This window comes from Bradyrhizobium sp. MI1.4 (genome assembly GCF_055811315.1).
Genome location: NZ_JBVVPP010000060.1, coordinates 1 through 24982, shown reverse-complemented (window position 1 = coordinate 24982; position 24982 = coordinate 1). Strand labels below are relative to the sequence as shown.

Here is a 24982-nt window from a genome sequence, read left to right as displayed (position 1 = left end):
TCAAGTCGCCTCGTCAACGTTTTCGAAATAGGCAGCGTGGACCTTTGGATCAGAGAGCACCTTCGCCATGGAGCCTTCCGAGATCACCTCGCCTGCATCCATCACCATGACGCGATCGGCAATCGTTCCCAAAAGCTCAATTCGGTGTTCGACGATGATGATCGAGATGTTCATTTCCTTCGAGAGCAAGCGAAGAAGGAAATCGATCTCCTCTACTTCCGAGTTGATCAGACCGGCTGCCGGTTCATCCATCAACAAGAGCGAGGGCCGGCGCATCAAAAGGCAGGCAAGCAGAAGCTTTCGGCGGTTCAGCGTTTCCAGCTGAGCCGTCGGAACATCCTCATCGACTTTCAAGCCGACGAGCTCAGCGCCGTATTCCGCGTCAAATTTTGTCAGATATGGCGGAAATGCCTGTCGCGCCGCCTTAAAAGTTTCGCCAACCGTCAACTCCTCCGGAATGACGGGTGTCTGATAAGTTCGTCCAATCCCGCGCCTCGCCCTTTTGTGCAGTGGCAGAGTGGTGACATCCTGGCCCTTGAAGGTCACCTTGCCACTTTTAGGCGTCAGACGGCCCGACAACACCTCGAAGAGGCTGGTCTTACCGGCGCCGTTCGGGCCAATGACGCCAAGCACCTCTCCGAGGCCGACGTGAATGTTGATGTCCCGAAGTATCTCCCGTCCGCCGAGGTCGAGATGAATACCGCTGCACGAGAACAGCGGCTGAGACGACTTGTTGTCCCACGATCGGTTCTCGTGCGCGGTCTTCAACATCAGGACCACCACGGCGCTTTTTGAAGCTTCGATTCAGCAACTTCGTTCGGAAAGATCAGCTTGTGCTCCACGTTCTGAACCTGGAAGTACAGCTGAGACACACCCTCATCGATCTCCGACACCTGAAGCGTGTCACCGCCATTGTTGGGGAAATGGAAGCTCTCCTGATAGGCGTTGTTCATGTTCATGAACCCGCTCACCCCACGCTGGGGATTGGCGCGGATCCAGTCGCACACTTCTTTGAACTTGCGGGGATCGCCGACCGCTTCCCAAGCCTTCTTCAGGTAATAGGTCTGGTCATACGAGATGCTGGGATAGGCAAATCCCATGATCCCCGGAAAGCGCTTCTTGTACTTGCGCGCAAATTCGCGGCCCGGCTCATCTGCATAGAGGCCCATCGTCGTCGACCAGACGAAGCCGTTGGCAGAGTTGCTTGCAAGCTGCAGAAACTCCGGTTGTGACGGGCCATACTGGAGGTAGACCAGAGAATCCGGCACAGGATCGGCCACGAACTGCTTGCAGAAGGCGGCATATTCGGCCGCGACCCAATGGTCGACCATGATTGCAGCAGCGCCCACTTCTTTCATTTCGCGAATGACGGGCGCCCAGTCCTGGACCGGAAACTGAATGTCAGTGATCCGCGCCACTTCGAAATTGCCGCGCTTCGTGAAGGCCTCCTGCGCCGCTTTGGAAATGGTTTGGCAATAAGCGACCTGCTCCTGGACGATGTGAACCTTTCGGTTCTTCGGCTTCCAGACGCCCCTCTTTTCTTCATGTTCGAGCCAGATCGGATAGGTCCAGCCATAGTCGACTTCCGAGGGGGGCGTCTGGAAGACATGGCTATACTTTTGCGGATTGTTCTTGACGGCCTCGCTCCCTGCGCGTTGTGCGCTGCCGTGGATCCACGGACACTTGTACTTCACTGACGCATCCATCGCCGGCACCGGCACCAGCGTAAATGCGAAGGAGATGGCGTCCACCTTCGCGTCAACGCAGGCAGCAACCGCCTGCTTGCTGCTCTCTGGCGAGAGCACATCAATGTCGACCGTGAAGATCTTGAGCTCGCGGCCGAGCACGCCGCCGTTTGCATTGATTTCTTCAACCGCAAGGGTCGTCCCCTGAATGAAATCCAGGTGGTCGGCGACGCCAGCGGCCGAGGTTTGAGCCGCGGGAATTCCGATCACAATGGGCTGTCCGCCCAAGGCATGTGACCGCACAATCCACGGCATGGCCAAGCCCGCACCGATTCCCGCCGTCACCGTCCGCCTGGTCAGCTTTGAAGTCATTTTAACGTCCTCCTCCTGCGCCGATCGAGATCGTCGGATGGCCCCGGTTGCGCCTACCGATGACAAAACCTATTCCGTGTTTGCATTTTATGCAAGTCATTTTTACTTCATGCAAGTGCAACAAAAACGAATCTTGCTGTTCGCAGGCCATTCCTGTCCGAACGATGCGAACGAATCGGCTATTCGAATGCCGCCTCTGAGGCGCAAAAGACCGCGTACCATAGGCTGGGAGCTTTCAACGTCGAAGGCGATGCTTCAATACGTCGGTTGACGGATTTTTCGGACATCTGTCCCGAGCCGCGCGGCAGGAGAAGTCCCGGAGAAATTCCGGTGACGCACTCCGCGGGTCCTCGCATTACGTTTCAACTGTTCAACGGTACATGGGACGAGTTGATGCTCCAGTTAGAAAGGCCAATGCCTCTCTTGTTTGACTGATAGGTTCGAATTTCCGGTGCCAAAAGGCCCAATTGGGCATAGACTTATCAACAAGCGAGCGCCTTGGAGCCTCCGAGAACCAACGGCGGCAGGACAGCCGCTCAATAAATCGCAATAAACCGAACGCTACCGACTGGCTCCTTTCGGAAATATCTCAGGAGGAAGCAGTGAGTGCACATTTAGAGGGTTCGGTAATTGTTCCGTGGGACGAGGCATCGGCCGATCCACGTGCGCAACTCTTGGACAGGACGATAGAAGCCACCCGACTTATTCGCGACTTGGTACGGTGCTCAGCTTTCACCTTGACGGCCTGGGATCCGCTAGCTCAGACCCATCGGCATCAGACGCTCGCAAGCGACGGCTATTCCGACAAGCTGCTCGAGCACATCAACGATGATTTCGTGAAAAACAATCCGGCATTCACAATCGCACACCGAGACGATCCGCGCTCTCTCAGGTGGCGAGACTGCGAGCAGGACTGGAATCTTTGGTTTCCCGATACCCTGACCGCTCGCGAATTTCTCATTCCCTCAGGCTTCCACGAGGGCTCGACCATGTGCCTGCGGCTGTCCGATGGACGCTATGTCGGGGCCTTCCATATGAACTGGACCGCCGCGGTTGCCGCAACCGATGAGCGCAGAGAGATCACTCAGCGATTCCGTCCCATTCTGGCCGAGCTATGTGACCGGCTCCGAACGCCACGTCTCATTGCGGAGGGGGTGGCGCCGGACTCTTTCGCGCTGGTCATATCTTCGAGCGGTGCAGCTTTTGATCTGCTGTCGCGCAGCCCCGGTCCCCATCTCGGGGAAGACGGTGCCCTGCGTCGATTGCTATTGGACAGGCTGAGGCCTTGGACGCCACGGCGCTTCCTGTGGAGCGATGATACCGGCCGTTGCCACCGCGTCTCCATCATACCGTGCCAGCGCAATATGGTGCTGGTGACGGAGGAGCAAATTCCTTGGCCTTACGATCTCTCGTTCCGAGAGGTCCAGGTTTTGCATCTGGTTGCGACCGGCGCGTCCAATCCGCAGATTGCAGAGCAGTTGTTTGTCTCCCCGCGCACGGTGTCGACTCACATCGAGCACATCCTTGCGAAAATGGATTGTGTTTCGCGAGCTCAGCTCGCGGCTAGAACAATGTCCGAGGGACTGTTGCTTGCGCAAACACCTTCCAAGAACGCTCACGGTCGCGACGTCTGGGAGACCGCGAGCTCAGCTTGAAAACTGAGTCCTGATCAGGAGCCGGGTATCCAGTTTGTCCCGGCCAAAGGAAGCCGCGTCATTGCAGCAGCCTCGATGGTCAAAGCAACAAGATCCTCCGGCTCCAGATTATGCAGGCGGCTCTTGCCGCACGCCCGCGCGATGGTCTGCGCTTCCAGCGTGATCACCTTGAGGTAGTTCGCCAGCCTGCGCCCCGCGAGCACCGGATCGAGCCGTGAGGAGAGGGTCGGATCTTGAGTGGTGATGCCCGCCGGATCCTTGCCTTCGTGCCAGTCATCGTAACAGCCTGCCCTCGTCCCGAGCGCCCGGTATTCGTCGTCGTACCGGGGATCGTTGTCGCCGAGCGCGATTAGCGCGGCGGTGCCGATTGCGACCGCATCCGCGCCCAATGCAAGAGCCTTGGCGACATCGGCGCCGCTTCGAATTCCGCCTGAGACGATCAACTGCACCTTTCGATGCATGCCGAGATCCTGCAGCGACTGCACTGCGCCCCGGATCGCCGAAAGGATCGGAATTCCGACGTTCTCGATGAAGACATCTTGCGTTGCTGCCGTACCGCCCTGCATGCCGTCGAGCACCACGACGTCTGCCCCCGCTTTCACAGCGAGAGCCACGTCATAAGAGGGGCGGCTTGCACCGATTTTCAGGTAGATCGGCTTTTCCCACCCAGTCAGCTCACGTAGCTCCAGGATCTTGATTTCCAGGTCATCAGCCCCCGTCCAATCCGGGTGCCGGCAAGCAGACCGTTGGTCTATCCCCTTAGGCAGAGACCGCATTCTTGCGACGCGATCAGAGATTTTCTGTCCAAGCAGCATGCCGCCGCCTCCAGGCTTGGCCCCCTGCCCTACGACGATCTCGATTGCATCGGCTTTGCGCAGATCGTCCGGGTTCATTCCATAGCGGGAGGGCAGATACTGGTAGACTAGTGTCTTGGACTGACCCCGCTCCTCCGGCGTCATGCCTCCGTCTCCGGTGGTGGTCGATGTCCCGGCCAGACCTGCTCCCCGACCGAGCGCCTCCTTGGCTTGGGCCGACAGAGCGCCAAAGCTCATCCCTGCGATGGTAACGGGGATGGCGAGCTTTACGGGCTTCTTGGCAAAGCGGGTCCCAAGGACCACGCTGGTGTCGCAGCGTTCCCGATAGCCCTCCAGCGGATAGCGCGACATCGACGCGCCGAGGAACAGAAGATCGTCAAAATGCGGGACGTTGCGCTTGGTTCCACCGCCGCGAATATCGTAGATGCCGGTCGCGGCCGCGCGCCGGATTTCGGCAATCGCGTGATCGTCAAAAGTGGCGGACGGGCGCGGTGGAATGTAGCCCCACATCTTCTCGATCGCACTCATCAATAGGCCCCGGCATTGTCGATGTTGAAATTATAGAGCTTGCGAGCGGACCCATAGCGCCGGAATTCCGACACGTCGATCTTGTGAGCCTCACCGGCCTGCTTGAGGAGCGCGAACAGCTCGGCGCGATGCTCGTCCCCCAGCTCCTTTTCGATGCAATCGGCCCCGCGACTCTCGACTTTCCCGCGCACATAGATCCGAGCTTCATAAATCGAATCGCCCAAGGCTTCGCCGGCATCGCCGAATGCGACGAGGCGGCCGGTCTGCCCCATGAAGCCCGACAGGTGCCCGATGTCACCCTTTACGACGATATCCACCCCCTTCATGGAGATACCGCAGCGAGCGCTTGCATTGCCATCGATCAAAAGGAGACCACCATGTGCAGTAGCGCCAGCACACTGGCTGGCATCACCCTTCACATGTATCAGACCGGACATCATGTTTTCACCGACGCCCTGGCCGGCATTTCCATCAATGACGATGCTGGCCCACTTGGTCATGCCACCACAATAGTAGCCGACATGGCCGGCGATTTCGACATCGACTGGCGCGTCGATGCCGACAGCAATTGCGTGTGCGCCATCGGGGTTTAGGACCCGCCAAGACGCCTCGTCTGTGTTCACTTCGCTGCTGAGCGCCTGCAACATTGCGTTGAGATCGCGTAGCGGCGTTGTCAAAAGATCGATCTCCCGCGTACGACCCAGCGATCGCTGCTGGCCAAGATCGCTATGCGGCCAATCGCCGATGATTTGCTTCATTTACCTAGTGCTCCCAGAAATAAGGTGTGGCCGGTTTGGGCTCGAACACCCGCGCGTTTTTGATCGCCGGAAGCGCGGTGAGGCTCCGATATTCGGATGCAAACGCGACGTAATCATCCGTCTCAGCCATCACCGCGGGCTTGCAAGCGATCGGGTCCCGGAGCACGCCGAAACCGTTCTTGGTCCCGACCACAAAGGTGAAGAAGCCATCGAGATCGTCCAGACTTGATTTGAGAGCTTCTCCCAGCGTTCTGCCCCGCTTCAACTCACGGGTTAAGTAACCCGCCGCAACCTCGGTATCGTTCTCCGTCTGAGGCACGATCCCATCGCGCTGAAGCTCACGCCGAAGTGAGGCGTGATTGGAGAGCGACCCGTTATGGACGAGGCACTGGTCCCGCCCCGTCGAAAATGGGTGAGCGCCTGTCGTGGATACAGCGGATTCAGTCGCCATCCGCGTATGGGCGATGCCGTGCGTGCCAGCAAAAGATGCAATATCGAACGATCGCGAGACATCGTCGGGGTAGCCGACTTCCTTGTAGATCTCGAGGTTGGCCCCCTCGCTCAAGATCCGAACATCCTGAGCGTTCTCCGAGAGCCAATCGCGGCACAGTCGCACCAGGTTGGTTGGCACGGTCAAAACCGCATGGGTGTAGCGGCTTACTAACGAAGCCGGAACACCTGTCGACCGTGAGAGCATCACGCCCAACGCTTCAAAGTCCGACCTTCCCGCCACAGAGGTGAGCGTCAGCTTCGTCTTGCCTGCCTCTTCTGCCGTGTAGAGCGCAAAACCGGCAGAGTCCGGGCCCCGGCTACAGAGGGTCGATGTCATTGAGGCAAGCAACTCCCCGAGTTGCGGCTGAAGTCGTGAGCCCTTGATGAACAGGCCTGCAATTCCACACATTTTGACCTCCGGCACACGATAGGATCAGAAGAAGTTGAGATACCTGTCGATTTCCCAATCGGAGATGTGGCGGTGGTACTCCAGCCACTCCGATCTCTTTAGCGAGACGAACTCCTTGATCACCGGCTCCCCGAGCGTGCCGGCAAATAGCCGATCGGCTTCGAGCGCATCGAGCGCTTCGGTGAGCGTCTGAGGAAGCAGCTCCACGCCCATTTCCTTGATGGCCTCGAGGGACAGGCCATAGAAGTTGACGTTTTTGGGCTCACCTGGCTCGAGCTTGCGCTCGACACCATCGAGGCCCGCGGCTATGAGCGCTGCGGTCGCAAGGTAGGGATTCATACTGCTGTCGCCGGTGCGTATCTCGAGTCTGCCGTAGGGAATTCGTGCCATGGCGGTGCGGTTGTTGTCTCCGTAGGCAATGAAGGCGGGAGCCCATGTCGCACCGGACAAAGTCCTACCAACAACGAGACGCTTGTAGGAGTTCACGGTCGGCGCCAGAAGCGCCGTCAATGCCTTTGCATGCGCGAGTACACCACCCAGGAAATGGTAGGCCAGCCTGCTTAAGCCCATTCCGTTCGGGTCTGCTTGATCGTGAAAGAGATTCCGACCGTCTCCATCGGCGATCGAGCAGTGGATATGCATGCCATTACCCGTAGAGTTGGCGCGCGGTTTGGGCATGAAGGAGCAGATCGCACCCAGGTCGTGGGCGATTTCCGAGGCCGCCATCTTGAAGAAGACGATCTGGTCCGCCGTCTTTAGGGCGTCGGCGTATTTGAAGTTGATTTCATACTGCCCGTTGGCGTCTTCATGATCGATCTGGTAGACGTCGATTCCAACGGCCTGTAAGCATTCCGTCACGCGCTCCAGGAAGCTGCGGCCACGCATGAGGCCGCGATAATCATAGGCGGGCTTGGCGAGCGTGTCAGTCCCGTCGAATGGCGACAGCTTGCCATCCGGCTCCCGCCGCAGCAGAATGAACTCGGGCTCCAGTCCCGTATTGAGCGTCCACCCGCGCTCAGCAAGTCGGGCGACTTGCTGCTTGAGAACATTACGCGTGTCGATCGGATGCGGCTCACCCTTCACGGTACCGACGCCCATCATGCGCGCATATCCCGGCGCCCATGGCGTCACCGTCAATGTATCGAGCTCGCAGATCACCATATATTCGGCTTCATGGGGAAGAAGCCCAAGGCCCCACGCGCCACCGCCCGCAAATCCGGCTCCGTCCGTCAAAACATCATCGAGATGCTGCACCGGCACGGCTTTGCTCTTGGCGACTCCGTGCAGATCGACGAATTGCGCAAGAACGTAACGGACACCCGCTTGCTTGAGAAACGCTTGCGCGCCGGCAAGGTCCAACTGCCTGGGCGTCGCCAAACCTCCGGGTGACAATGCACCAGTCCACGCGTTCGGGAGATGCATTCTGACTTCTCCTTTGAATGGCTCGTCGCCATGTTGCACCAAGTCTGGCGCATTGCCCATGCCCGACGAAGAAGTTGTATTCTGATATTGCATTTCGTGCAAGTTCTTTTTATCATATGCAAGTTGCTCTCACGCTTAGGACATGACGTGTCGATCTCCATCGAAATGGCTGACGCCGAAAAAGAGCAGATGGGCATTCGCCTGTGGGAGCTTGCGGAAGGCTGCGCCAAGTCCTGGTCCACGCCGGGCACTCCTTTCTGGTGGCACGCAGCGCCCCCGATGATGGGGCCTTGGCCAAGACCCCCGAAGAAAGCCGACGTTGTTGTCATCGGAGCGGGATTCACCGGACTTTCTGCCGCCTTGGTCCTTGCTCGTGCGGGACGGCACGTCGTGGTCGTTGACGCTGGAGTGCCCGGCTTTGGCGCAAGCACGCGCAATGGCGGCCAAGTCGGCAGCGGCAATCAGAAGTTTCGGGTGAAGACCCTCGTCCAGATGAAGGGCGAGCGGAAAGCGATCGAGTTGCTTCGCGAAGGGATCGAGATGCTCGACGGCATCGAAGCCCTTGTCAAACGAGAGAAGATCGACTGCTCATTTGCCCGTTGCGGGCGATTCCGAGGCGCGATGCGGCCAGAGCATTACGAGAGTATGGCTCGCGACATGGAAGACTTGAGACAATACGTCGGCGTCGACTCGTGTATGATCACTCGATCTGAGCAGCATAAGGAGATCGGCTCAGATCTTTTCCATGGCGGATCGCTGCTACCGGACGATGCGAGCCTGCATCCAGGCAGGTATCATGCGGGACTTTTGGACCGGGTCATCCAGGCTGGTGCTGTGGTTCACGGTCAAGCCGCCGTACGCGAGATCACAAGTCAGCGAACCGTACATACGTTACACTTCGATGGCTTTGAGACTCAGGCCAGAGAAGTTCTCATTGCAACAAATGGGTACACCAAGAATGTAGGCTCGTTCTTTGGTAAGCGGATTGTCCCGATCCGCTCGGCGCAACTGACCACCGAGACAATACCCGCGAACCTCTTCGATCAGCTGATGCCAAAGAGGCGCGTCTACGGCAACACCCATCGCGTCTTCTTCTATTTCCGTCCAGCACCGGGGGAGAACCGGCTAATCTGGGGCGGACGCGGAAACCATTTCGCCAGAGATTCCGCTCTTGCCGGGTATTCGCATCTGGCTCGCGATGTCCTCCGCACGTTTCCGATGTTGAGCGATGTGAGGGTGTCGTTCGCCTGGAGCGGCTTGATCGGGTATACGTTCGATGAGCTCCCGCACTTGGGTCGCACGCCCGATGGCATCCATTACGCGATGGGATATTGCGGAACGGGCGTTTCGCGATCTACCCATTTCGGACGAAAGATTGCGCTTCAAATGCTCGGGAAGGCGGAAGGCCGGTCGGCATTCGATGCGCTGACGTTTCCAAGTCATGCTTTGCACGCATTCGCAAGACCGGCGGTACCTTGTTTCGAAGCATGGTACCGTGTCCGCGATGCCACAGGGCTGTAAGACAGAGCATCGATTGCAGCGTTTGAAACTGCTGGTCTTGTGAACGGGAGGGCCCGCCAGACTCGACTAACTACCGCCACCACGACATTGCACGGAAGGAGTATAGATGACAGTTGATACGAGAGCGCGACGAAATAGGCAAAACATATCCTCTGGCGGAGCTTATGAAAATATCTTTGGGTATTCGCGAGCGGTTGCGAAGCGTGGCCAAATACACGTCTCCGGCACATGTGCGCCGGCCGGCTTCGAAGCGCGTTGCGCTTATGACCAAGCGATAGGCGCGTTCAAGATAATTTCGCTTGCACTTGGGGCAGCAGGCGCGGAACTTAGTGATGTTGTCCGAACTGTTGTCTACGTCCGCAATATTGCTGACGCCGACGAAGTCGCAAGAGCTCACCTTGAGATCTTCGACGCGATTCGACCGGCTTCAACGCTTGTTCAAGTCACCTCGATGTTGCGCGAGTGGCAGCTCGTTGAGATCGAGGCCTATGCGTTGATCGAATAGGCTCAGCGCTCCCGCCAAATCAGTGATTCGCAGCCGCCAGCGAGCTAGGGACCTAGCGAATGGCGGCAGGGTGCCCTATCGGGTGCTTCTCCCTCCACTTGCCCGGAGCTCGAACGAGCTTCGGGCCTTTTTCGATCCTATGAGCAGGCTGGCGAGCATATTTTGTCGAGGTAATCGCGGAGCGCAAGCCTCAGGCCTGCTTTTTCGGGAAGCTTACGCATCGCATCCATCGGCACGCCACACGTCCTGCGGCGTGGTGGCGACTGCATGCTACGAAGACCGCAAGTTCGGCATTCGGTCGGCCATACGGTCGGGGACGGCGAAGAGGCAATGCCCCGACCTCATCCTCGTGAAGCCGCGCTTCGAGGTGCACAAGGCGGTCGCCGCGAAGCCCGCGAGCGCGCGCATCTTAAGCCAAAGCCGCACAATTTCCCCGCGCCGACCCTAACGGCCATCTGGCGCGCCGGTCGGCGACTCGTGCCAGTGGTGGCGCCCTTGCGCTGCAAAGAGCCCGGCCTGAGGCTATTTCGTCGTAACGCGTACCGGCAGCGAGCTGAGTGCCCGCAATCCACTGCTGTCGCGGTATACCGGCTCGCCCGTTATCTCGATTGATGCGACGCTCGCCGCCAAGGCGGCCAGCACGGCTTCGCCTTCGAGCCGCGCGACCATCTGCCCCACGCAGCCGTGGATCCCGGTGCCGAAGCCGATATGTCCCGAAACGCGCCGGGTGATGTCGAACTGCTCAGGCCGTTCCCACCGCGTTTCGTCGCGATTTGCCGAACCGATCAGGAGCAACACTTTCTCGTGCTTGCCGATCGGCACGCCAGCGATTTCGGTTTCATGCGGTGTGGTCCGGAACACGTAAGGTGCGGCGGAATCATAGCGCAGGCTCTCATCGAACGCCGCGCGCGCCAGCGAAGGATTGGCAGCCAATATGGCCCACTGCTCCGCATGACGGGCCAAACTAAAGAGGGCCATGCCTGTTGCACTGATTGTCGTATCCAGTCCCGCCGAGAGAAAGGACCGGACGAGCAGAGGTGCTTCGTCATGGGTAATTTCGCCGCTATCGGCAGCCTCGTAGACCTGCGCGCCAAAACTGCCCGGAGTCAAGGCGTCCCGTTGGCATTTTGCAGCAACCCAAGGCAAAACCTCAGGTGCCTTGGCCATCAGAGTTCGAAAATAATCGTTCTCCGGCCCCATGCCGGCAAACACCATTGCGCCGTAGGTCAGAAAATTTTCGCGGCCCTCAGTGTCGATGCCCAGGGCGTCCGGAAATACAGTCACCGGAAATATTTCGGCAAGATCGCGGATTGCGTCGAACGATCTCTTTTCGACCAGTTCATCGACCAGCGCGGCGGCCTTGGCCTTGAAGCCATTCTCGAGGCCTCGCATTGCACCAGGTGACATGATCCGCGCTAGCACCTTTCGGGTGCGTGTATGTAGCGGTGGGTCAGCTTCAAGGACAATGCTCGGCGCACGCCACGGCTTCTCCTTGAAATAATTTGCGATGCCGGCACCACCGGCATTGCTGAAGTTCACCTGGTCGGCAAAGACCGCCTTGATCTCGGCAAAACGCGGCACGGCGAAGATGCCGTACTTCTCTAGCCGGATGACGGGTGCCTTCGCACGAAGCGCGGCGTAGGCCGGATAGGGGTCGATGCGAGTGTCCCAGTCGAACGGATCAAAATCGCTGCAGGCATACTCGCGTGCCGACGTTGCCACTGCTTTCCTCCATTTGGTCGCCTCAAGTTAATTGACTATAGTCATTTATCACTGGAGTTGGCAAGCTACGAGTTGAATGGCGTTAATTACTCGTGATTCCAGCCATGTAGCGGCAGGACACACCGGGCGGAGATTGGGATGTCGACCGAGAGATCAGGAAACTCTAAAGGGATGCGGCGCTTTCAGAAGCGCGCGCGCCAAGAAGCTGACAAGCGGGCGTTGCAGGCTCGAATCCTTGAGACAGCGCAAAAGGAGTTCGCGAGCGGCACACTCGAAACCGTTTCGATCCAGAAGATCGCCGATGCGCTCGGTTACTCGAAGGGCACGGTTCTCAAATACTTTCCCACCAAGATCCTGCTGCTGCTGGCAGTGAAGGAGCGGAATCTCGAGGAAATGGCGGATCGGCTCGAACAAGTCCGCGCGCTCCATTCCAACGGCGAGGCCCGGCTGCGGCGCGTCATGGAGGGCTATATCGATTATTGGGTCGACAACCCCGATCATTTTCGATCGCTCTATTCGATGGCCGGCACGGTCGAGGACAGGCGTTTTCCCGATGGGGTTTATTTCGGTGAAACTGAGATCGTACGAAAGGGATACGGGCTCTTTGTGACTTCGATCGCGGAGTATCTTTCCGAATTGGGGGTGGAGGCGAGGCCGGGGCTGACGGAGCGTCTAGCGGCCGCCCTGCTATCGGCGGCGCATGGGGTGATCTCGCTGCCACTGGGAACTCCAACGATGAAATGGCCAGATATTCGTGGCAACGGACGATTGGTCCTCGGCAGTCTCATCGACGCTTGGTCGGCGAAGATTAAAGCCGCTCGGCGCACACAGACCTGGCCGAGAGTTACCATCGGTGATTTTCTTTAGTTCGGCAGCGCCGGCTTGATTGCAGCCGACCTATCCTCGCAGCCAAGAAATGGGCTGTCGTGCGAAAGGATGCGCTGAGCGTACCGAAACGAAGACGGACACCTACGCGACAGAATTGCTGGAAAACGAGATGCCGCTCCAAAGCCGGTTCGGCTTCTTGGAGTGTCGTTGTCCTCGCCCACGGTGAGGGGCAGGCTGAGCCGCAACTCGGCCTGAAGGGGCTGGGCGACGAGAATGCCAGGCTTAAGAAGCTGCTCGTCGAGGCGATGCTCGACAAACACCATGCTGACTCGAGGCTTCTCAACGTAGGTCATTTCGGCTTTCCGACCGAGGTAAGACCAGAGAAGCTAGTTTTTCACAAAGGCTGCGGATCGTCCTATTCTACAACTTATGTATGATAATGGCGATGAACTGAATGTTATCATCGAAGAGCTTTTCCGGACCATGAGTGACATTGTCCGGAATTGTTAATGCATCGCCGGGTTGAAGGAGTATGCGGTCATCTTCGTATCTATATTGAACCGTGCCATTCAGCATATAGATGAACTCCGTCCCGCGATGCCGAAAGCGCGGATATCTTTGGCTCCTATTCACATTAACGAGGAAAGATTCGAAGTCCTTCCCAGATCCTTTGATTTGCGAAAGTGAATGGAAGGTGTGCCCGTACTTAGTACCCGCGCGCATGACCTCCTTTCGAGCAGAGGCCTTGATGAACTCGGGCTCGCGTTTCGCTTGCTCGATCGCATTTAGAAATAGCGCGAGGTCGACGCCGAATGTCACGCATAAGCGCTCGAGCTGCGCTAGGCTAGCGGTCGATTTGCCGGTCTCAAAACGACTGAGCATCGAAGACGAGATATCGGCAGCCGACGCAACATTGGCAAGCGTAAGCCCCTGCTCGCGTCTAACGCGACGAATGGTAGCGCCTATTCTCTGATCGATGGGCACTTTCGTGGCCCCGGCCGCGTCGTTCAGAAGCTGCCGGTCCACTCGTTCATTCTTTTGGTTACTTGGGCGCTTGCGATCCGCTCGCTCGACCTTGCGCAATTCAGCATTCCTCTCCTGTAAGATGGCGCGTTTAGACGCTCTTCGAGTCCCGTGGCTCGATCGATGAAGAGGATGGAGCGTTACTGCTGAGCCACAATCGCCTAGCACTCGAACAGCTCAGGAATTGTCACGATTAGCTTAGGACTTCGCCATCACGTTACCCACTGCCAGCCTGGCTAGACGCTGTCTGCGCGCGAGAAACTCCGATAGTGTGGTTGACGAATGCAAGCAGCGGAATGCGGCGGCATTTTCGACTCAGTCGCTGGCGCTTTGATGCGTCGCACTCAACGGCAGCGTGGCAGGACTTTGCCTGCGCCATCCGGCCGTCAATTCCGAGTACGTCATCCCATCGATTGCCAGAGAGTGCCAAGGCATTTTGAGGCCGGAATTTCGATAGTTGGAATCTCACGTTCTGGCCCTCGACATCGATTCAATTAGCGAGTCGATTTGGCGCTTGGTCGTGCCAGGAGTGACGACCAGGTGGCTAACATCTGCAGTCGCAATTTGCCATTTGCTCTTGATGCCTTCTCCGACTGGCGGAAAGACGACCGTGAGCGCATGGGGATTACGCCACGCGGCGATCCCGATTGCACGAAGCTTATCTGCTGCGTAGCCCGCTAGCTGCTCACATTGGCCGAACGTGTCTCTAATTCCCTCGACACCCAGAGTATGGATGGCATACCAAAGAGTAATCGGCGTGTACGCATTGCGCGATCCGCTCAAGGTTGTATCCGAACTGCCGATGTAATCGACCCGCCCCATGACACGCTGGACATGTTGCTTCCGCGAGATTACGACCCCACACGGCATCGGCGCTCCCAGAAACTTGTGTCCGCTGAGTGTGATCGAGTCCGCTCCATCTTCAAAGTCGAATGCCGGCTTCGAGTCCAGGAACGGCGCGTACGGTCCGCACAGTGCCGCGTCCGAGTGGATATAGATCTGGGTGATGCCCTCATGATGGAGGACGCTGCGGATTTTACAGATGTCATCTTTGCCTTCCTTCATCGTGGTGCCGATGTTCGCAACGACGATGGCAGGGCGAGATCGGTATTGTGCCGCCTGCTCTCCTAGATCTTCATAACTGATTTCTCCACTGGACTGCGCGGCCACGACCCGATGCTCCAGCCCAAGCAGTCGAACGCCTTTGCTGACACTGTAGTGCGTATCTCGCGAGTAGTAGACGATAGCGCCTGGATACAGCTCGCGGCCAAGATACAGTCCGTAGATGTTCCCCTCGGTACCTCCATTGGTTATATAGCCCCAAAACCCGCACGAGGGTGCCCGAAAAAGCCGAGCAAAGAAGTTGACGACTTCGCATTCGAGCTCATGGGAATTGACCCGGTAAGTTCCCGGCTCGAAAGGGTCTCCAAGATTGTTGCCCGTCAACTTCATGAAACGCCACAGCTGTTCATAGTTGAAGCCCTTAGCAAATGGATAGCCGAGGAATGATTCGTTTGCCCTTTTCATTGACTGGAACAGATCATCAAGTCGCTTTGCGGCGTTTAAGTCGCGCATGAATGTCTCTTCTGATTCTCGCCGGGGACCATGCGTCAGCTATTCTGGTCCACCGCCGGTCCAACCGTACGCACCTAGTTCGCAGTCACTTCGGATAACGCACCATCGGGAAGAACGATGGCGAACTGCCGATCTGAACCTCTCCGAGAACTTCCCACCCCAGGCGCTGATACAATCTCGCCGACTCGGAGCTGGTGGCCTCAGTGAAAGCGAGTCCTTTCGCCTCGTCCAAGATCCCGAGGCCGTATCGATAAAGACGTTCCCCGAGTCCGGAGCGCTGATGGATGGGATCGATACCCAGCATCGTAAAGTACCAACAGGCTTTCTGGGGGTGATATTTGCCGAACTGATCGAAAACGTCTTCGGTTTCGGCTCGTCTGAAGTCAGGAACGCTACCAAGTAGAAACTTGATCAACCGCGCATCGTCCCGGTGCACTTCGTCGGTTAGCCAGAGCAGCGCGCCTTTATCGCCGTTGTTGAACCACGCGCCGCTTCGATCCGTATAGGGATCACCAGAGTAGTACTCGAGGAATTTGCCGAAATTCCGCAAGTAGCGGTCCGGCTCGGGATAAAGCCATCTCAACAATGGGCAGCTTGTGAAGGCCGTCGTAAGAACGGCACTGACCCTTGCGCGGTCCTCAGAGGAGACTAGCTTGATCGCCTCATTTTCTTTTGGGATTTGCACGATTAACGCTCCCGAAGTGTACGAACAAAGACATGGAAGGAAAGCTTCAACGGAGGGATGAGGTTCTGACCTGAGGCATTCGCGGTGCCGGACATCCTCATTCCATCGCTAGCAGCTCGTAGCTCAGCGGTGGGTCGGCGACATGTTGGCCATCAGGGTCGTGCAGGATTTAGGCCAGTCGGAATTCGGCGGTGTTCCCGCTTTCTGTAAAGCCTGCCGTCGTGTTCGCGACAAGGTTGCCGAATTATCGACACGACACGCTTCGATCTTCGCAAGCAAGCAGTTATGCAGTTCAATGATCAGCGAGTCTGAGGCGCGAATGTGCAAAGAGTCTTCCAAGCACGGCAATTCAAGCGTCCTCGCGCGTTCTGTGAGTTTCAAATATCGGCGTGGGCGATGATTTCGAGAGGTGCTGAAGCAAGCGCTGGCATCTGAGAGGAATTCAAAACATTTGTTTTCACACCAGAATGAGGCCGACGGTCCTTCTTCGATGCGACATTTCTCACAATCCACCGATAGGTGGATATCATGCATCGCAGCAAATCCATAATGTTGCGGCAACATTCACTGCGCTCGGACATGGGCCGTTGCGCGTCCGTTCGCCGACACCGGCCTTCCATGACCAACAGATCACGCCCTCGCATCCTGCTGATCGGCACCGGCGACACTACGTCGGACGAGCTCCTGTTCATGCAGCGCTGCATTGCGGACGCCGGCGGCGAGACCGTCTTGATGGACGTCAGCGTGCTCGGCGATCCCCCTTACAAGGCAGCGCACGACAAGCACGCGGTGGCCGCCGCCGCCGACACGACGATCGCCGCCGTGATCGCGAGCGGCGACGAGAATTCGTCGATGACGTTGATGGCGCGCAGCGCCGCCCGGCTGACGCGGCAACACTGCGACCAGGGCCGGATCGACGCCATGATCGCGATCGGCGGCACCATGGGCACCGACCTCGCGCTCGACATCGCGCTCGCCCTGCCGCTCGGCTTTCCAAAGCTGATCGTGTCGACCATCGCCTTTTCTCATCTGATTCCCCCCGCGCGCATCGCCGCCGATCTGATGATGATCCTGTGGGCCGGCGGCCTCTACGGCCTCAACGGCACCTGCACGGCGGTGCTGTCGCAGGCCTGCGGCGCGATCGTCGGCGCGGCCCGCGGCGCCATCAGGCTGCGGCCCGAGGGCCCGATCTTAGCGCTGACCTCGCTCGGTAAGAGCTGCCTCAGCTAAATGGTCGAGCTGAAGCCGCAGCTCGAGGCTCGCGGCTACGAGGTCGTGGTGTTCCACACCACCGGCATGGGCGGCCGTGCGATGGAGTCGATCGCAGCGCAAGGCGGATTTGCCGCGGTGCTCGACCTCAGCCTTCAGGAGGTCGCCAACCAGGTGATGGGCTCGGTGGTAAACTCCGGCTCGGACCGTCTGATGAATGCCGGCCGGAACGGCATTCCGCAAATCGTCGCGCCTGGCGCCATCGACATGGTGGACTTTCCCGCCTGGCTGCCGGTGCCGACGGAACTCGCCCATCGTCCGTTCCATGCGCATAATCGCCTGCTTGCGTCCGCGACCTCCGGTGCCGTCGATCGCCGACGGAAGCCGCGCGCCGTTGCCGCGAAGCTTGCGGAGGCGAGGGCGCCAGTAGCTTTCGTCCTTCCGTTCGGCGCGTCCAGCGCTGATCCGATGCTCATCATCCGCCCCGAAGCCGGGCGCGCCATCCGGATCGCGCGAGGAGCCGGCCGCAAAGGTCGCCATTCTCTCCAACCAGCCTCGACCTCTTCTAAGGCGCGGAGTTTCGGCGCAAGCGGCCGCTGCTCGGGCATTCGAGATAATCGTCGACGCCACGCATGCCGGCATCCTGAAGCCAGACCCCACGCCTATGGCGCCGTGATGGGATCAGGACCGCGAGACGCTGTACGATCCCGAAGGCCTCAGCGCCTTCGTCACGGAAATGCTTGCTGCGATCCGCCCGCCGATCGAGCTTCACGTGATCAAGGACCACATCAATCACCCGGGCTTCGCCGAGAATTGTCCGAGCGCGAGTATTGGCGGACTCGCAGCCGGGAGGTCGGCAGCTCGTCGGCGCGGACTGGTGGGATATGCAGACCTTCGTCCGTCGCGCGCGCGGCGTGCCCTCGAGCTCGCGCCGCAGGCCTGCGTGTTCGTCGACGACCAGGAACGCAACATCAAGGGTGCGATCGCCTGCGGGCTCTCGACCGTCTGGTTCGATGTTCGACATCCCCAGAACTCTTACCGGCAGGCCCTCCACATCCTCGGCCTTGCCTTTCGACAGCGGAGCCACCCATGCCCGAAATCAACTTTCTCATCGAGAACAATGCCGCCGGATCTGGCATCCGATGGCGCATCCCAAAGACATGCAGGATCATCCGCCGCGGATCATCATGAAGGGCGAGGGCATCCACGTCACCGACATCGAAGGCAAGACCGTGCTGGACGCGGTCGGGGGGCTCTGGAATGTGACGCTCGGTTACAGCTGCGATCCGATTAAGAAGGCGATGGCCGACCAGCTCAAGGAGTTGCCCTATTATTCCGGCTTTCGCGGCGTCTCGACGGGACCTGCGATCGAGCTCGCCTATGAGCTCACCGAATGGTTCAAGCCGGAGGGCATGGTGCGCGCGTTCTTCACCTCGGGTGGATCCGATTCCGTCGAGACCGCGTTGCGGCTCGCACGGCAATATTGGAAGATCAAGGGCCAGCGCGACCGCACCAAATTCCTGGCGCTGAAGAAGGGTTATCACGGCACGCATTTCGGCGGCGCATCCGTCAACGGCAATGCCAATTTCCGCCGCAACTACGAGCCGCTGCTGTCGGGCGTCTATCACATCCCCTCGCCCTGGACTTACCGCAATCCCTTCAACGAGACCGACCCTGCGAAGCTCGCGCAGCTCCGCGCCAATGCGCTCTTCGACGAGATCGAATTCCAGGGCGCCGGCACCATCGCCGCCTTCATCATGGAGCCGCTGCTCGGTGCCGGCGGCGTCATCGTGCCGCATTTGAGTTTCTTGGGACGTGCGCGAGATCTGCGACCGCTACGGCATGCTCCTGATCTCGGACGAGGTCGTCACCGGCTTCGGCCGCACCGGGGCATGGTGCGGCGCGCGGCTCTGGAACGTCAAGCCGGGCATGATGACAATCGCCAAGGCCGTCACATCGGGCTATTTCCCGCTGGGCGCCACGATGATCGGCGATAAAATCGCCGAGGCGTTCGAGAGCGACGAGACGAGCTTCGGCTCGATCGGCCATGGCTACACGTATTCCGGCCATCCCGTCGGTTGCGCGGCCGCCATCGCCGCGCTTGCCGAAACAAAGGGGCTTAAGCTCGACACCAGGGCCGAGGCCTCCGGCGCCATCCTCAACGAGGCGCTCGCGGCTCTCAAGCAAAAGCGCGAGATCGTTGGCGACGTGCGTGGCAAGGGCTTGATGGCGGCGCTTGAGCTGGTCGCCGACCGCGGCAGCAAGAAGGCGCTCGACAAGAAGCGCGTCGGAAAGATCGCCGATTCCATCTACGATGCCGGCGTGATGGTGCGCGTCTCCGGCAGCAATATTATCCTCTCTCCGCCGTTGATTATTACGGCCGAGGACGCCAGGACGATCGCTCACGCGATCGACCACGGCCTTGCGACTGGTTGATGAAGGCAGGCGTGGCCGCTAATTCGGCCGCGCCATCAGCGCCACCACCGCGGAGCGCGTCTCCACGCCGAGCTTTTGAAAGATGTGGATGAGGTGCGTCTTCACGGTCGCCTGGCCGATCTTAAGGCACTCGCCGATCTCGCGATTGGTGCGGCCGCAGCACAACAGCCGCACCACATCCATCTCGCGGCTGGTCAGCGCGTAGCGCTGCCCGTCCTCGGACGCGGCGGCGCGGCCGACCAGGTTGAACTGGAGGTGCTGGTGCATCTTCTCGGCGATGGTCACGGCGCCCTCCGGGATCCTGGCCTCCCTGTCCCATACGACGCTGATCCCGGCGACAATCTGGTCGTCGCACCGAAAGAAGAAATCGAGCATGTCGACGATGCCGCATCGGCGGATGAACGAGCGGTAGAGTGCTGTCTCGCCTGCTTGCTGGCCGACCATCGTCTTACTCAGGCGCGCCACCGCAAGGTGACCCGCATGACTCGGATGCTGCGGGTCGAAGGCACTCATGCCGTCGAGATACTGTAGATGAAACGGCTCCGGAATGCGCGACAGGAGAAAGCGCCGGAGGTTGTAGCCCTCGTCGACTTCGTAAAACGCCGTCGCCGAGCCCTCCAGCATGGAATGGGCAAAATGCACGGCTTCGTTCGTTGCGGTGTCCGAGCGGCCCATGAGCATCAGCATGGCCAACCCTCCTCGATTCCACTCCATTCGGGACATCTGGTAGTCCCTCGCGCAGGCGACGCCGGGAGAGGCACTGCTCTTACTTAGGCAATTTCCGGGCCACCGATTTCAGTTGCCGCCGAGCCGAGGTCCGAGCCGGTCTGCTCCTCCAGCGATTGGCGATTGACTGGACAGCGGCACCGGCACGTTCGCCGCATCCGGTTCGATCCTCGCACCAATTGCCGGCCTTGACGACCGATTGATTGCCGAACGCACAAGCCGCATCACATCGTGACGCCCTGCATTGAGACAAAACAAAATGAATTCGCATTGCGCGACGTTGCACAATGCGGGCAGCATCGATCTACTCGATCTAACCGATGCTTCAATTCGCACGCCACCTAGCGGGACCATTCCGACCGGTCCGATGGACATGCTCATCAGAGCGGAGAGCGCGACCATGGAACCTCGTTGACGTTCGACGAGCGCCTGCTCGCCTGCAGTGCCCGGGGCGGGATTGCTCGGATTCGCATCAGATGTGTCGCCCATTCCATGCCAGTTCGGGCAGCCCGATCGGCAACCAAGCCGGCGGCCGTGACGATCCGCGGCAACCGATCGGAGCCCCAGCCTTGGAGCCGCCTCCCACAGGAGCAATAAGGCGATGACCAACCGGGAGCGTCGTCCGAGGCTAGCCAATTGCGAGTTTTCGGAACGAAGCGGGCTCAGGAATGGCGCCGCTCCCCCGGCGGCGGCGCGGCAGCTCCTGTTGCTTATCCGGGAATTGCCGTGCGGCTCGCGCAATATGGTGCGCTCCGCATTTCAAACACACGTACGGCTCAGCCCTTGTCCTATTCCGACATTTTGTTCTCAAGCGTACATTTATGGCGCGACAACCAGGATGAGAACGCGTCTCTCGCCTGATCGTCGCCGTCCAGACATCAGCGGCACGACGATGTTACGGAAGATGATGCCGATCGAGTGCTCGGGGCCTTCTGAAGGCTAAGCAGACAGCCGGACCGTGTGGCGAGCTCACGGTAGGGCGCTTGTGATCAGCGTCCCGGGGGCCGCGGACTTGTGCGCTCGATTGTATGGTTGGAACAGCCCGCAAACTGCGCTCTTCTGTCGCGTGAGGCACGATGATTCACGTCAAGGAGTTTGCAGCACTTCAATTTCAGCCGCCGTGCGGCCGCATGTCTAGACCCCGCTCGAAATTAATCCGGCCAACGCTTGGCATGGACGTTGCTATTGAGGGCTACGACACCAAGCGAGTGGGCGCGGCCAGATGAGCGATATCTTCCTTGGGCCATATCCGAGAGGTGCAACACCGCGCCCGAGCGGATCAACCTTCTCTGCCCGATCATCGAGCTTAACGTTGAACGGCTTGCCGGTTTCGCACGCGTCTGGCCCCGCCGTGTTGCTGCCCTGGACTACTCCCGCCGCGCGCTAAGCACTCATGGAGGTTAAAGTGATCACCCAACTCGGCGCATCCGTACGCAGCCAAACAACAGACGTCGATGCAATGTTGGCCGAACTGCGTTTGAACAATGATCCGCACGATGTCGAAGTCGGCGGCATGTCTTTGCACATCCTGCCCGGGGTTTTGTCACCGCGCCTAAGTCACGCACCGGACGCACTGATCTCGAAATGGCACATCGAGCCCGGCGCGGCGGTACTCGATCTTGGGTGCGGATCCGGTGTGCTGGGCCTTGCAGCACTCCGTGCCGGGGCAAGACGTCTAGTCGCTCTCGACATAAATCCGCAGGCGGTTCTCTCGACGAAGATAAACATCGAGCGATTAGGCTATGGGGATCGAGCAGAAGCCCTCGAGAGTGACACCTATGCTGCGCTACAACCTGGAGCACAATTTGATACCATTATCTTTGCCGCCCCCTATTGGAACCGCAAGGCCAATGACGATCTGGAGCGTTCGTGTTTCGATGAAGATCACAAGGTCATGGCCGCCGCGGTCGGAGGGGCGCACGTCTGGTTAAGTCCGAAGGGTGCGATGTATGTGATTTTCTCCGATCAAGGAGACGTTGGGCATGTCATGAACCTGATCGAGGAGAGCAAACTGCGCGTCAGAGACATGCATATTTTCCGACCGACCATTCCAGGCGGGCACGTCCGCATCGTTTGGAAGCTATCCGCACGATGAAAATCTATTGGCCAAGAAGCGCGCGGGACCCATCACGTCAGCGCTTGCCGGTGCAGTAGATCAGGCCAATTTGCATGTTCCCGACCGAGCTGAAATCGCTTGGCCGCGTGCAGCGAGTGCGCATCTCGATCGCGACCGTCGAGAGACATCGCAGCTCCGGTGCCGTGATCCAGACAATAGCCTCCCAGAACACACCGGTTGGCTTTACCGCGGAGTGCTAGGTGAGCATTAATCCCGCCCGGGCTCGAGCGGTTCGGCCGGACGCGTCTTGGGGAACGGGCACAATTCCTCGCCCTGACAGTGAGATCTGACGCTGTGGGCGAGATAGCGTTGCGGGCTCGATGCGCTACGCTACGACGATCGCGAACTTGTAAAACGAACTCGGCGGCAGGGGTGGACCATCGCCACGCAAGTTGAGTGTAGTTTCACGAGCGATCTCTCTGCGGTGATCAGCCGGCTAGCACTTTAAGAGTTGAAGTCATGCCTCGACATCAACGCTTCAGGGGTTGGCGGCGCTCTTTCCCCTCAGCTTTATGACGGCGCCTCGCCTGTATTCGACAAACGAGCCGCATTTTCCTGCAGTTCTTATGCCTCAATCCAGCAAGTGAGATCGTTTCATCGTCCGCGCAAAGCTAATGGCGTCGACGCAGTCATATACTTAAACTTGTCCCGGGGATTGATGATCAGGCGCTTTCTTACTGCATGGCGAAAACTGGTCTCAGACATGGTCCACCTTGCGGAGTAGCGGCCGAAGGAGATTCAGCTAAACACCAGGCAGTGCCATTGTGCAGGGCGCCTGCCGTGCGGTGGCCACTGGACGGCTGCCCGAGTCCTGCATGATTTGGCGAAGATGCTTCGCTTTCCGCGAAATCAAACCGCAATTATTCGGGATTACCGACGGCCAACTATGATTCGACACATCGTATTCTTCACCGCAAAAGATAAGGCATATATCGACAAAAGTCGAAGCCCTCTCCGTTCTCGCCAAAATCCCGTACGCACGCCGGCTTGAAGTCGCTCGTAACTGCAAGAGTGACCGGCTAAACGAAATTGACGTGATCGTCTACGGTGAGTTCGACAACGAAGGCCAGCTCGAACCCTATAAAGCGCACGAGGTTTACCAGCAATCGATCCGGCAGGTAAGCCGCTGCGAGAGCTACGTCTCGCGGGCGACTGCAGCATGTCTGCAGATGCGGAGCCAGTATGTTCGGCAGGCCCTCGCTACGGGCGTGGTTAGCTGACAGGCATATAGGGGTTTTTTGGTGATATAACGCTCGCCTTCGCCGGGCCGACTTACGATCATCCATATATCGCTGAGCGACAGAGTCATGCAGTAGTGGAACTGCAGTGGATTGAGCCCGTCACAGCCGTGCGAGGCCCCTCGCAACGGAGGCACCTCACGTTCCTGGATAGCGCATCGAGCGACGCGGTACTCGGGCAGCATTCGTATGTGACGTGCGATCCCTTCTGGGCTCATATGATTGCGGACGGGAAAGCTATTTTGCAACGGAGAGACCATTGTGGGTGATCCGAGGGTTGGCACTTCGCGCTCTGCTAGTGACAGCGCTCTGGGACAGGGCGATCATGGCTCTTGCCCATCGCAATCAAGCGACATACGGCGTGCAGTTCCATCCGGAGTCGATACTCGCATCGCAAGGGGACGCACTATTCGCAAACTACCTGCGGCTTGCAGAGCTTTCTTAAACGCGGCCGTATAGATCGGTGTCACAAATGCGGGCGGCGAGGCATCGGAGCGTTACGTTCAGGCACCGGTCATTGCCCCATCCGGGTTCACCCAATGCGAAGCCGGCGCGCCATTGTATTCGGCGCGGCGGCTTCGTTGCCCGGCCACGCGCGTGCGTTTGATTTTGATGCGGGCGTCAAGAGAGGGAGCGCTCGAGCTCATCGAGATGCGACGGCAAATCCCTGCTTCTGCGAAGCTAGCACCCTGAGCTATCTTTCGGGCAGGCTAACAATCGCATATCTCAATGACCCACCGAGCCCTGCTCACGGAGGCAGTTGCGCGAGGCGTTCACGCGAAACAATGGCAAGTGTTGAGATCATCAGCAGAGGACCACTCGCGCCCGGTAAGGCTAACAAGTGGATCACATTGCAGAAGGCGATCACTGGGTTGAGGCTTACCTGTAGCCGCGGAGCTGCCGATGTATCGCGTAAACGGTGCCTTCGCGGCTAGGGGCTGCCACTGTCACAGGCGGCGGCCCCGCCCATGAGCGGACTAGTAAGTACGCCGTACTACTCGGGGCAGGACGGGCGGTCTCGGACAAACCGGTTGGCAAGCGCGAGCACTGCGGCTTCGTCGGTCTCGAGCGCGATCTTCTGAGCAAGCATCACGTCGCCGGCTACCAGCGCTTGTTCGAGAACGAAACACCACCCGATCTTAGGCTGCATTTTTCATCAAGCTCCAAAACTATGGTGCCCGCGCGCAAAGTACGCATACGACGAAGGCCGCCTGATTGACACATGCGCGCGAGCGCGGCGAGTTCTACGATGGCGTTGCGTG

At 58.9% G+C, this 24982-nt stretch carries 20 protein-coding genes and 4 pseudogenes; 11 read left to right on the top strand and 13 right to left on the bottom strand.

The features are described from left to right. Positions 1 to 771 (bottom strand): ABC transporter ATP-binding protein, encoded by a 771-nt coding sequence (locus AC0L23_RS34950; protein WP_473358047.1) that lies wholly within the window; start codon positions 769 to 771, stop codon positions 1 to 3. Beyond that, entirely contained in the window at positions 771 to 2057 is a 1287-nt protein-coding gene (locus tag AC0L23_RS34945; RefSeq protein ID WP_473358046.1) for an ABC transporter substrate-binding protein, read from the bottom strand. The genes AC0L23_RS34950 and AC0L23_RS34945 overlap by 1 nt, the downstream gene beginning before the upstream one ends. 602 nt (positions 2058 to 2659) lie before the next feature. On the opposite strand from AC0L23_RS34945, the gene AC0L23_RS34940 reads away from it, so the two are divergent. After that, positions 2660 to 3712, top strand: a complete 1053-nt coding sequence (locus AC0L23_RS34940) for a helix-turn-helix transcriptional regulator (protein ID WP_259219235.1) — start codon at positions 2660 to 2662, stop codon at positions 3710 to 3712. A gap of 14 nt (positions 3713 to 3726) precedes the next feature. Here the strand turns inward: AC0L23_RS34940 and AC0L23_RS34935 are convergent, their stop codons facing one another. From AC0L23_RS34935 to glnT, 4 genes are all read right to left on the bottom strand, one after another. Further along, positions 3727 to 5055: an FMN-binding glutamate synthase family protein gene (locus tag AC0L23_RS34935; RefSeq protein WP_259219234.1), complete on the bottom strand. Its 1329-nt coding sequence runs from the start codon at positions 5053 to 5055 to the stop codon at positions 3727 to 3729. After that, positions 5055 to 5702, bottom strand: coding sequence for a GltB/FmdC/FwdC-like GXGXG domain-containing protein (locus AC0L23_RS34930; protein ID WP_259219371.1), 648 nt, complete (start codon positions 5700 to 5702; stop codon positions 5055 to 5057). The genes AC0L23_RS34935 and AC0L23_RS34930 overlap by 1 nt, the downstream gene beginning before the upstream one ends. Before the next feature lie 115 nt (positions 5703 to 5817). Then, positions 5818 to 6714 carry a class II glutamine amidotransferase gene (locus tag AC0L23_RS34925; protein WP_473358045.1) on the bottom strand — a complete coding sequence of 299 codons (897 nt, stop codon included), beginning with the start codon at positions 6712 to 6714 and terminating at the stop codon, positions 5818 to 5820. Between the two features lie 24 nt (positions 6715 to 6738). Continuing rightward, the gene (gene glnT / locus AC0L23_RS34920; protein WP_473358044.1) at positions 6739 to 8136 is read right to left on the bottom strand and encodes a type III glutamate--ammonia ligase; all 1398 of its coding nucleotides are present in this window, start codon (positions 8134 to 8136) and stop codon (positions 6739 to 6741) included. Positions 8137 to 8283: 147 nt separating this feature from the next. Between glnT and AC0L23_RS34915 the strand changes: the two genes are divergently transcribed. The 3 genes and pseudogenes from AC0L23_RS34915 to AC0L23_RS34905 all read left to right on the top strand — a co-directional run. Continuing rightward, on the top strand, positions 8284 to 9657 hold the full coding sequence (locus AC0L23_RS34915; RefSeq protein WP_473358043.1) for an NAD(P)/FAD-dependent oxidoreductase: 1374 nt from the start codon (positions 8284 to 8286) through the stop codon (positions 9655 to 9657). 106 nt (positions 9658 to 9763) lie between these two features. After that, positions 9764 to 10162 (top strand): Rid family hydrolase, encoded by a 399-nt coding sequence (locus AC0L23_RS34910; RefSeq protein WP_259219230.1) that lies wholly within the window; start codon positions 9764 to 9766, stop codon positions 10160 to 10162. Positions 10163 to 10385: 223 nt separating this feature from the next. Continuing rightward, positions 10386 to 10547 (top strand): annotated as a pseudogene (locus AC0L23_RS34905) (Y-family DNA polymerase); the annotation flags it as partial. Positions 10548 to 10684: 137 nt separating this feature from the next. On the opposite strand, the gene AC0L23_RS34900 reads toward AC0L23_RS34905, so the two are convergent. Further along, a complete protein-coding gene (locus AC0L23_RS34900) occupies positions 10685 to 11884 on the bottom strand; it encodes a cytochrome P450 (protein WP_473358042.1) in 1200 nt (399 codons plus the stop codon). 138 nt (positions 11885 to 12022) lie between these two features. Here AC0L23_RS34900 and AC0L23_RS34895 point away from each other — a divergent pair, with 138 nt between their 5' ends. Beyond that, positions 12023 to 12751 (top strand): TetR/AcrR family transcriptional regulator, encoded by a 729-nt coding sequence (locus AC0L23_RS34895; RefSeq protein ID WP_259219228.1) that lies wholly within the window; start codon positions 12023 to 12025, stop codon positions 12749 to 12751. Here the strand turns inward: AC0L23_RS34895 and AC0L23_RS34890 are convergent. The 4 genes from AC0L23_RS34890 to AC0L23_RS34875 all read right to left on the bottom strand — a co-directional run bounded on the left by AC0L23_RS34890 (position 12748) and on the right by AC0L23_RS34875 (position 15995). Then, a complete protein-coding gene (locus tag AC0L23_RS34890) occupies positions 12748 to 13065 on the bottom strand; it encodes a hypothetical protein (protein ID WP_259219227.1) in 318 nt (105 codons plus the stop codon). The genes AC0L23_RS34895 and AC0L23_RS34890 overlap by 4 nt on opposite strands. 67 nt (positions 13066 to 13132) lie before the next feature. Then, a complete protein-coding gene (locus AC0L23_RS34885; protein ID WP_473358041.1) occupies positions 13133 to 13795 on the bottom strand; it encodes a helix-turn-helix domain-containing protein in 663 nt (220 codons plus the stop codon). Between the two features lie 405 nt (positions 13796 to 14200). Continuing rightward, complete coding sequence (locus AC0L23_RS34880; RefSeq protein WP_473358040.1) at positions 14201 to 15310, bottom strand: histidine decarboxylase; 1110 nt, start codon at positions 15308 to 15310, stop codon at positions 14201 to 14203. Between the two features lie 85 nt (positions 15311 to 15395). Then, on the bottom strand, positions 15396 to 15995 hold the full coding sequence (locus tag AC0L23_RS34875) for a GNAT family N-acetyltransferase (protein WP_259219223.1): 600 nt from the start codon (positions 15993 to 15995) through the stop codon (positions 15396 to 15398). A gap of 618 nt (positions 15996 to 16613) precedes the next feature. Here AC0L23_RS34875 and AC0L23_RS34870 point away from each other — a divergent pair. The 3 pseudogenes from AC0L23_RS34870 to AC0L23_RS34860 all read left to right on the top strand — a co-directional run. Further along, positions 16614 to 17654 (top strand): annotated as a pseudogene (locus tag AC0L23_RS34870) (Tm-1-like ATP-binding domain-containing protein); the annotation flags it as partial. A 286-nt stretch (positions 17655 to 17940) separates the two neighbouring features. Continuing rightward, a pseudogene (locus tag AC0L23_RS34865) lies at positions 17941 to 18165 on the top strand (hypothetical protein); the annotation flags it as partial. Between the two features lie 128 nt (positions 18166 to 18293). Beyond that, positions 18294 to 19640, top strand: a pseudogene (locus AC0L23_RS34860) (aminotransferase class III-fold pyridoxal phosphate-dependent enzyme). An 18-nt stretch (positions 19641 to 19658) separates the two neighbouring features. Here the strand turns inward: AC0L23_RS34860 and AC0L23_RS34855 are convergent. Together AC0L23_RS34855 and AC0L23_RS34850 are read right to left on the bottom strand one after the other, a co-directional pair. Continuing rightward, the gene (locus AC0L23_RS34855; RefSeq protein WP_473358065.1) at positions 19659 to 20327 is read right to left on the bottom strand and encodes a helix-turn-helix transcriptional regulator; all 669 of its coding nucleotides are present in this window, start codon (positions 20325 to 20327) and stop codon (positions 19659 to 19661) included. A 108-nt stretch (positions 20328 to 20435) separates the two neighbouring features. After that, on the bottom strand, positions 20436 to 20855 hold the full coding sequence (locus tag AC0L23_RS34850; protein ID WP_473358039.1) for a hypothetical protein: 420 nt from the start codon (positions 20853 to 20855) through the stop codon (positions 20436 to 20438). Between the two features lie 916 nt (positions 20856 to 21771). On the opposite strand from AC0L23_RS34850, the gene AC0L23_RS34845 reads away from it, so the two are divergent. The 3 genes from AC0L23_RS34845 to AC0L23_RS34835 all read left to right on the top strand — a co-directional run bounded on the left by AC0L23_RS34845 (position 21772) and on the right by AC0L23_RS34835 (position 24165). Beyond that, positions 21772 to 22461: a methyltransferase gene (locus tag AC0L23_RS34845; RefSeq protein WP_259219220.1), complete on the top strand. Its 690-nt coding sequence runs from the start codon at positions 21772 to 21774 to the stop codon at positions 22459 to 22461. Between the two features lie 941 nt (positions 22462 to 23402). Beyond that, complete coding sequence (locus AC0L23_RS34840; protein WP_310473296.1) at positions 23403 to 23702, top strand: Dabb family protein; 300 nt, start codon at positions 23403 to 23405, stop codon at positions 23700 to 23702. 343 nt (positions 23703 to 24045) lie between these two features. Beyond that, positions 24046 to 24165, top strand: coding sequence for a glutamine amidotransferase-related protein (locus tag AC0L23_RS34835; RefSeq protein WP_310473295.1), 120 nt, complete (start codon positions 24046 to 24048; stop codon positions 24163 to 24165). Positions 24166 to 24982 lie beyond the last annotated feature (817 nt).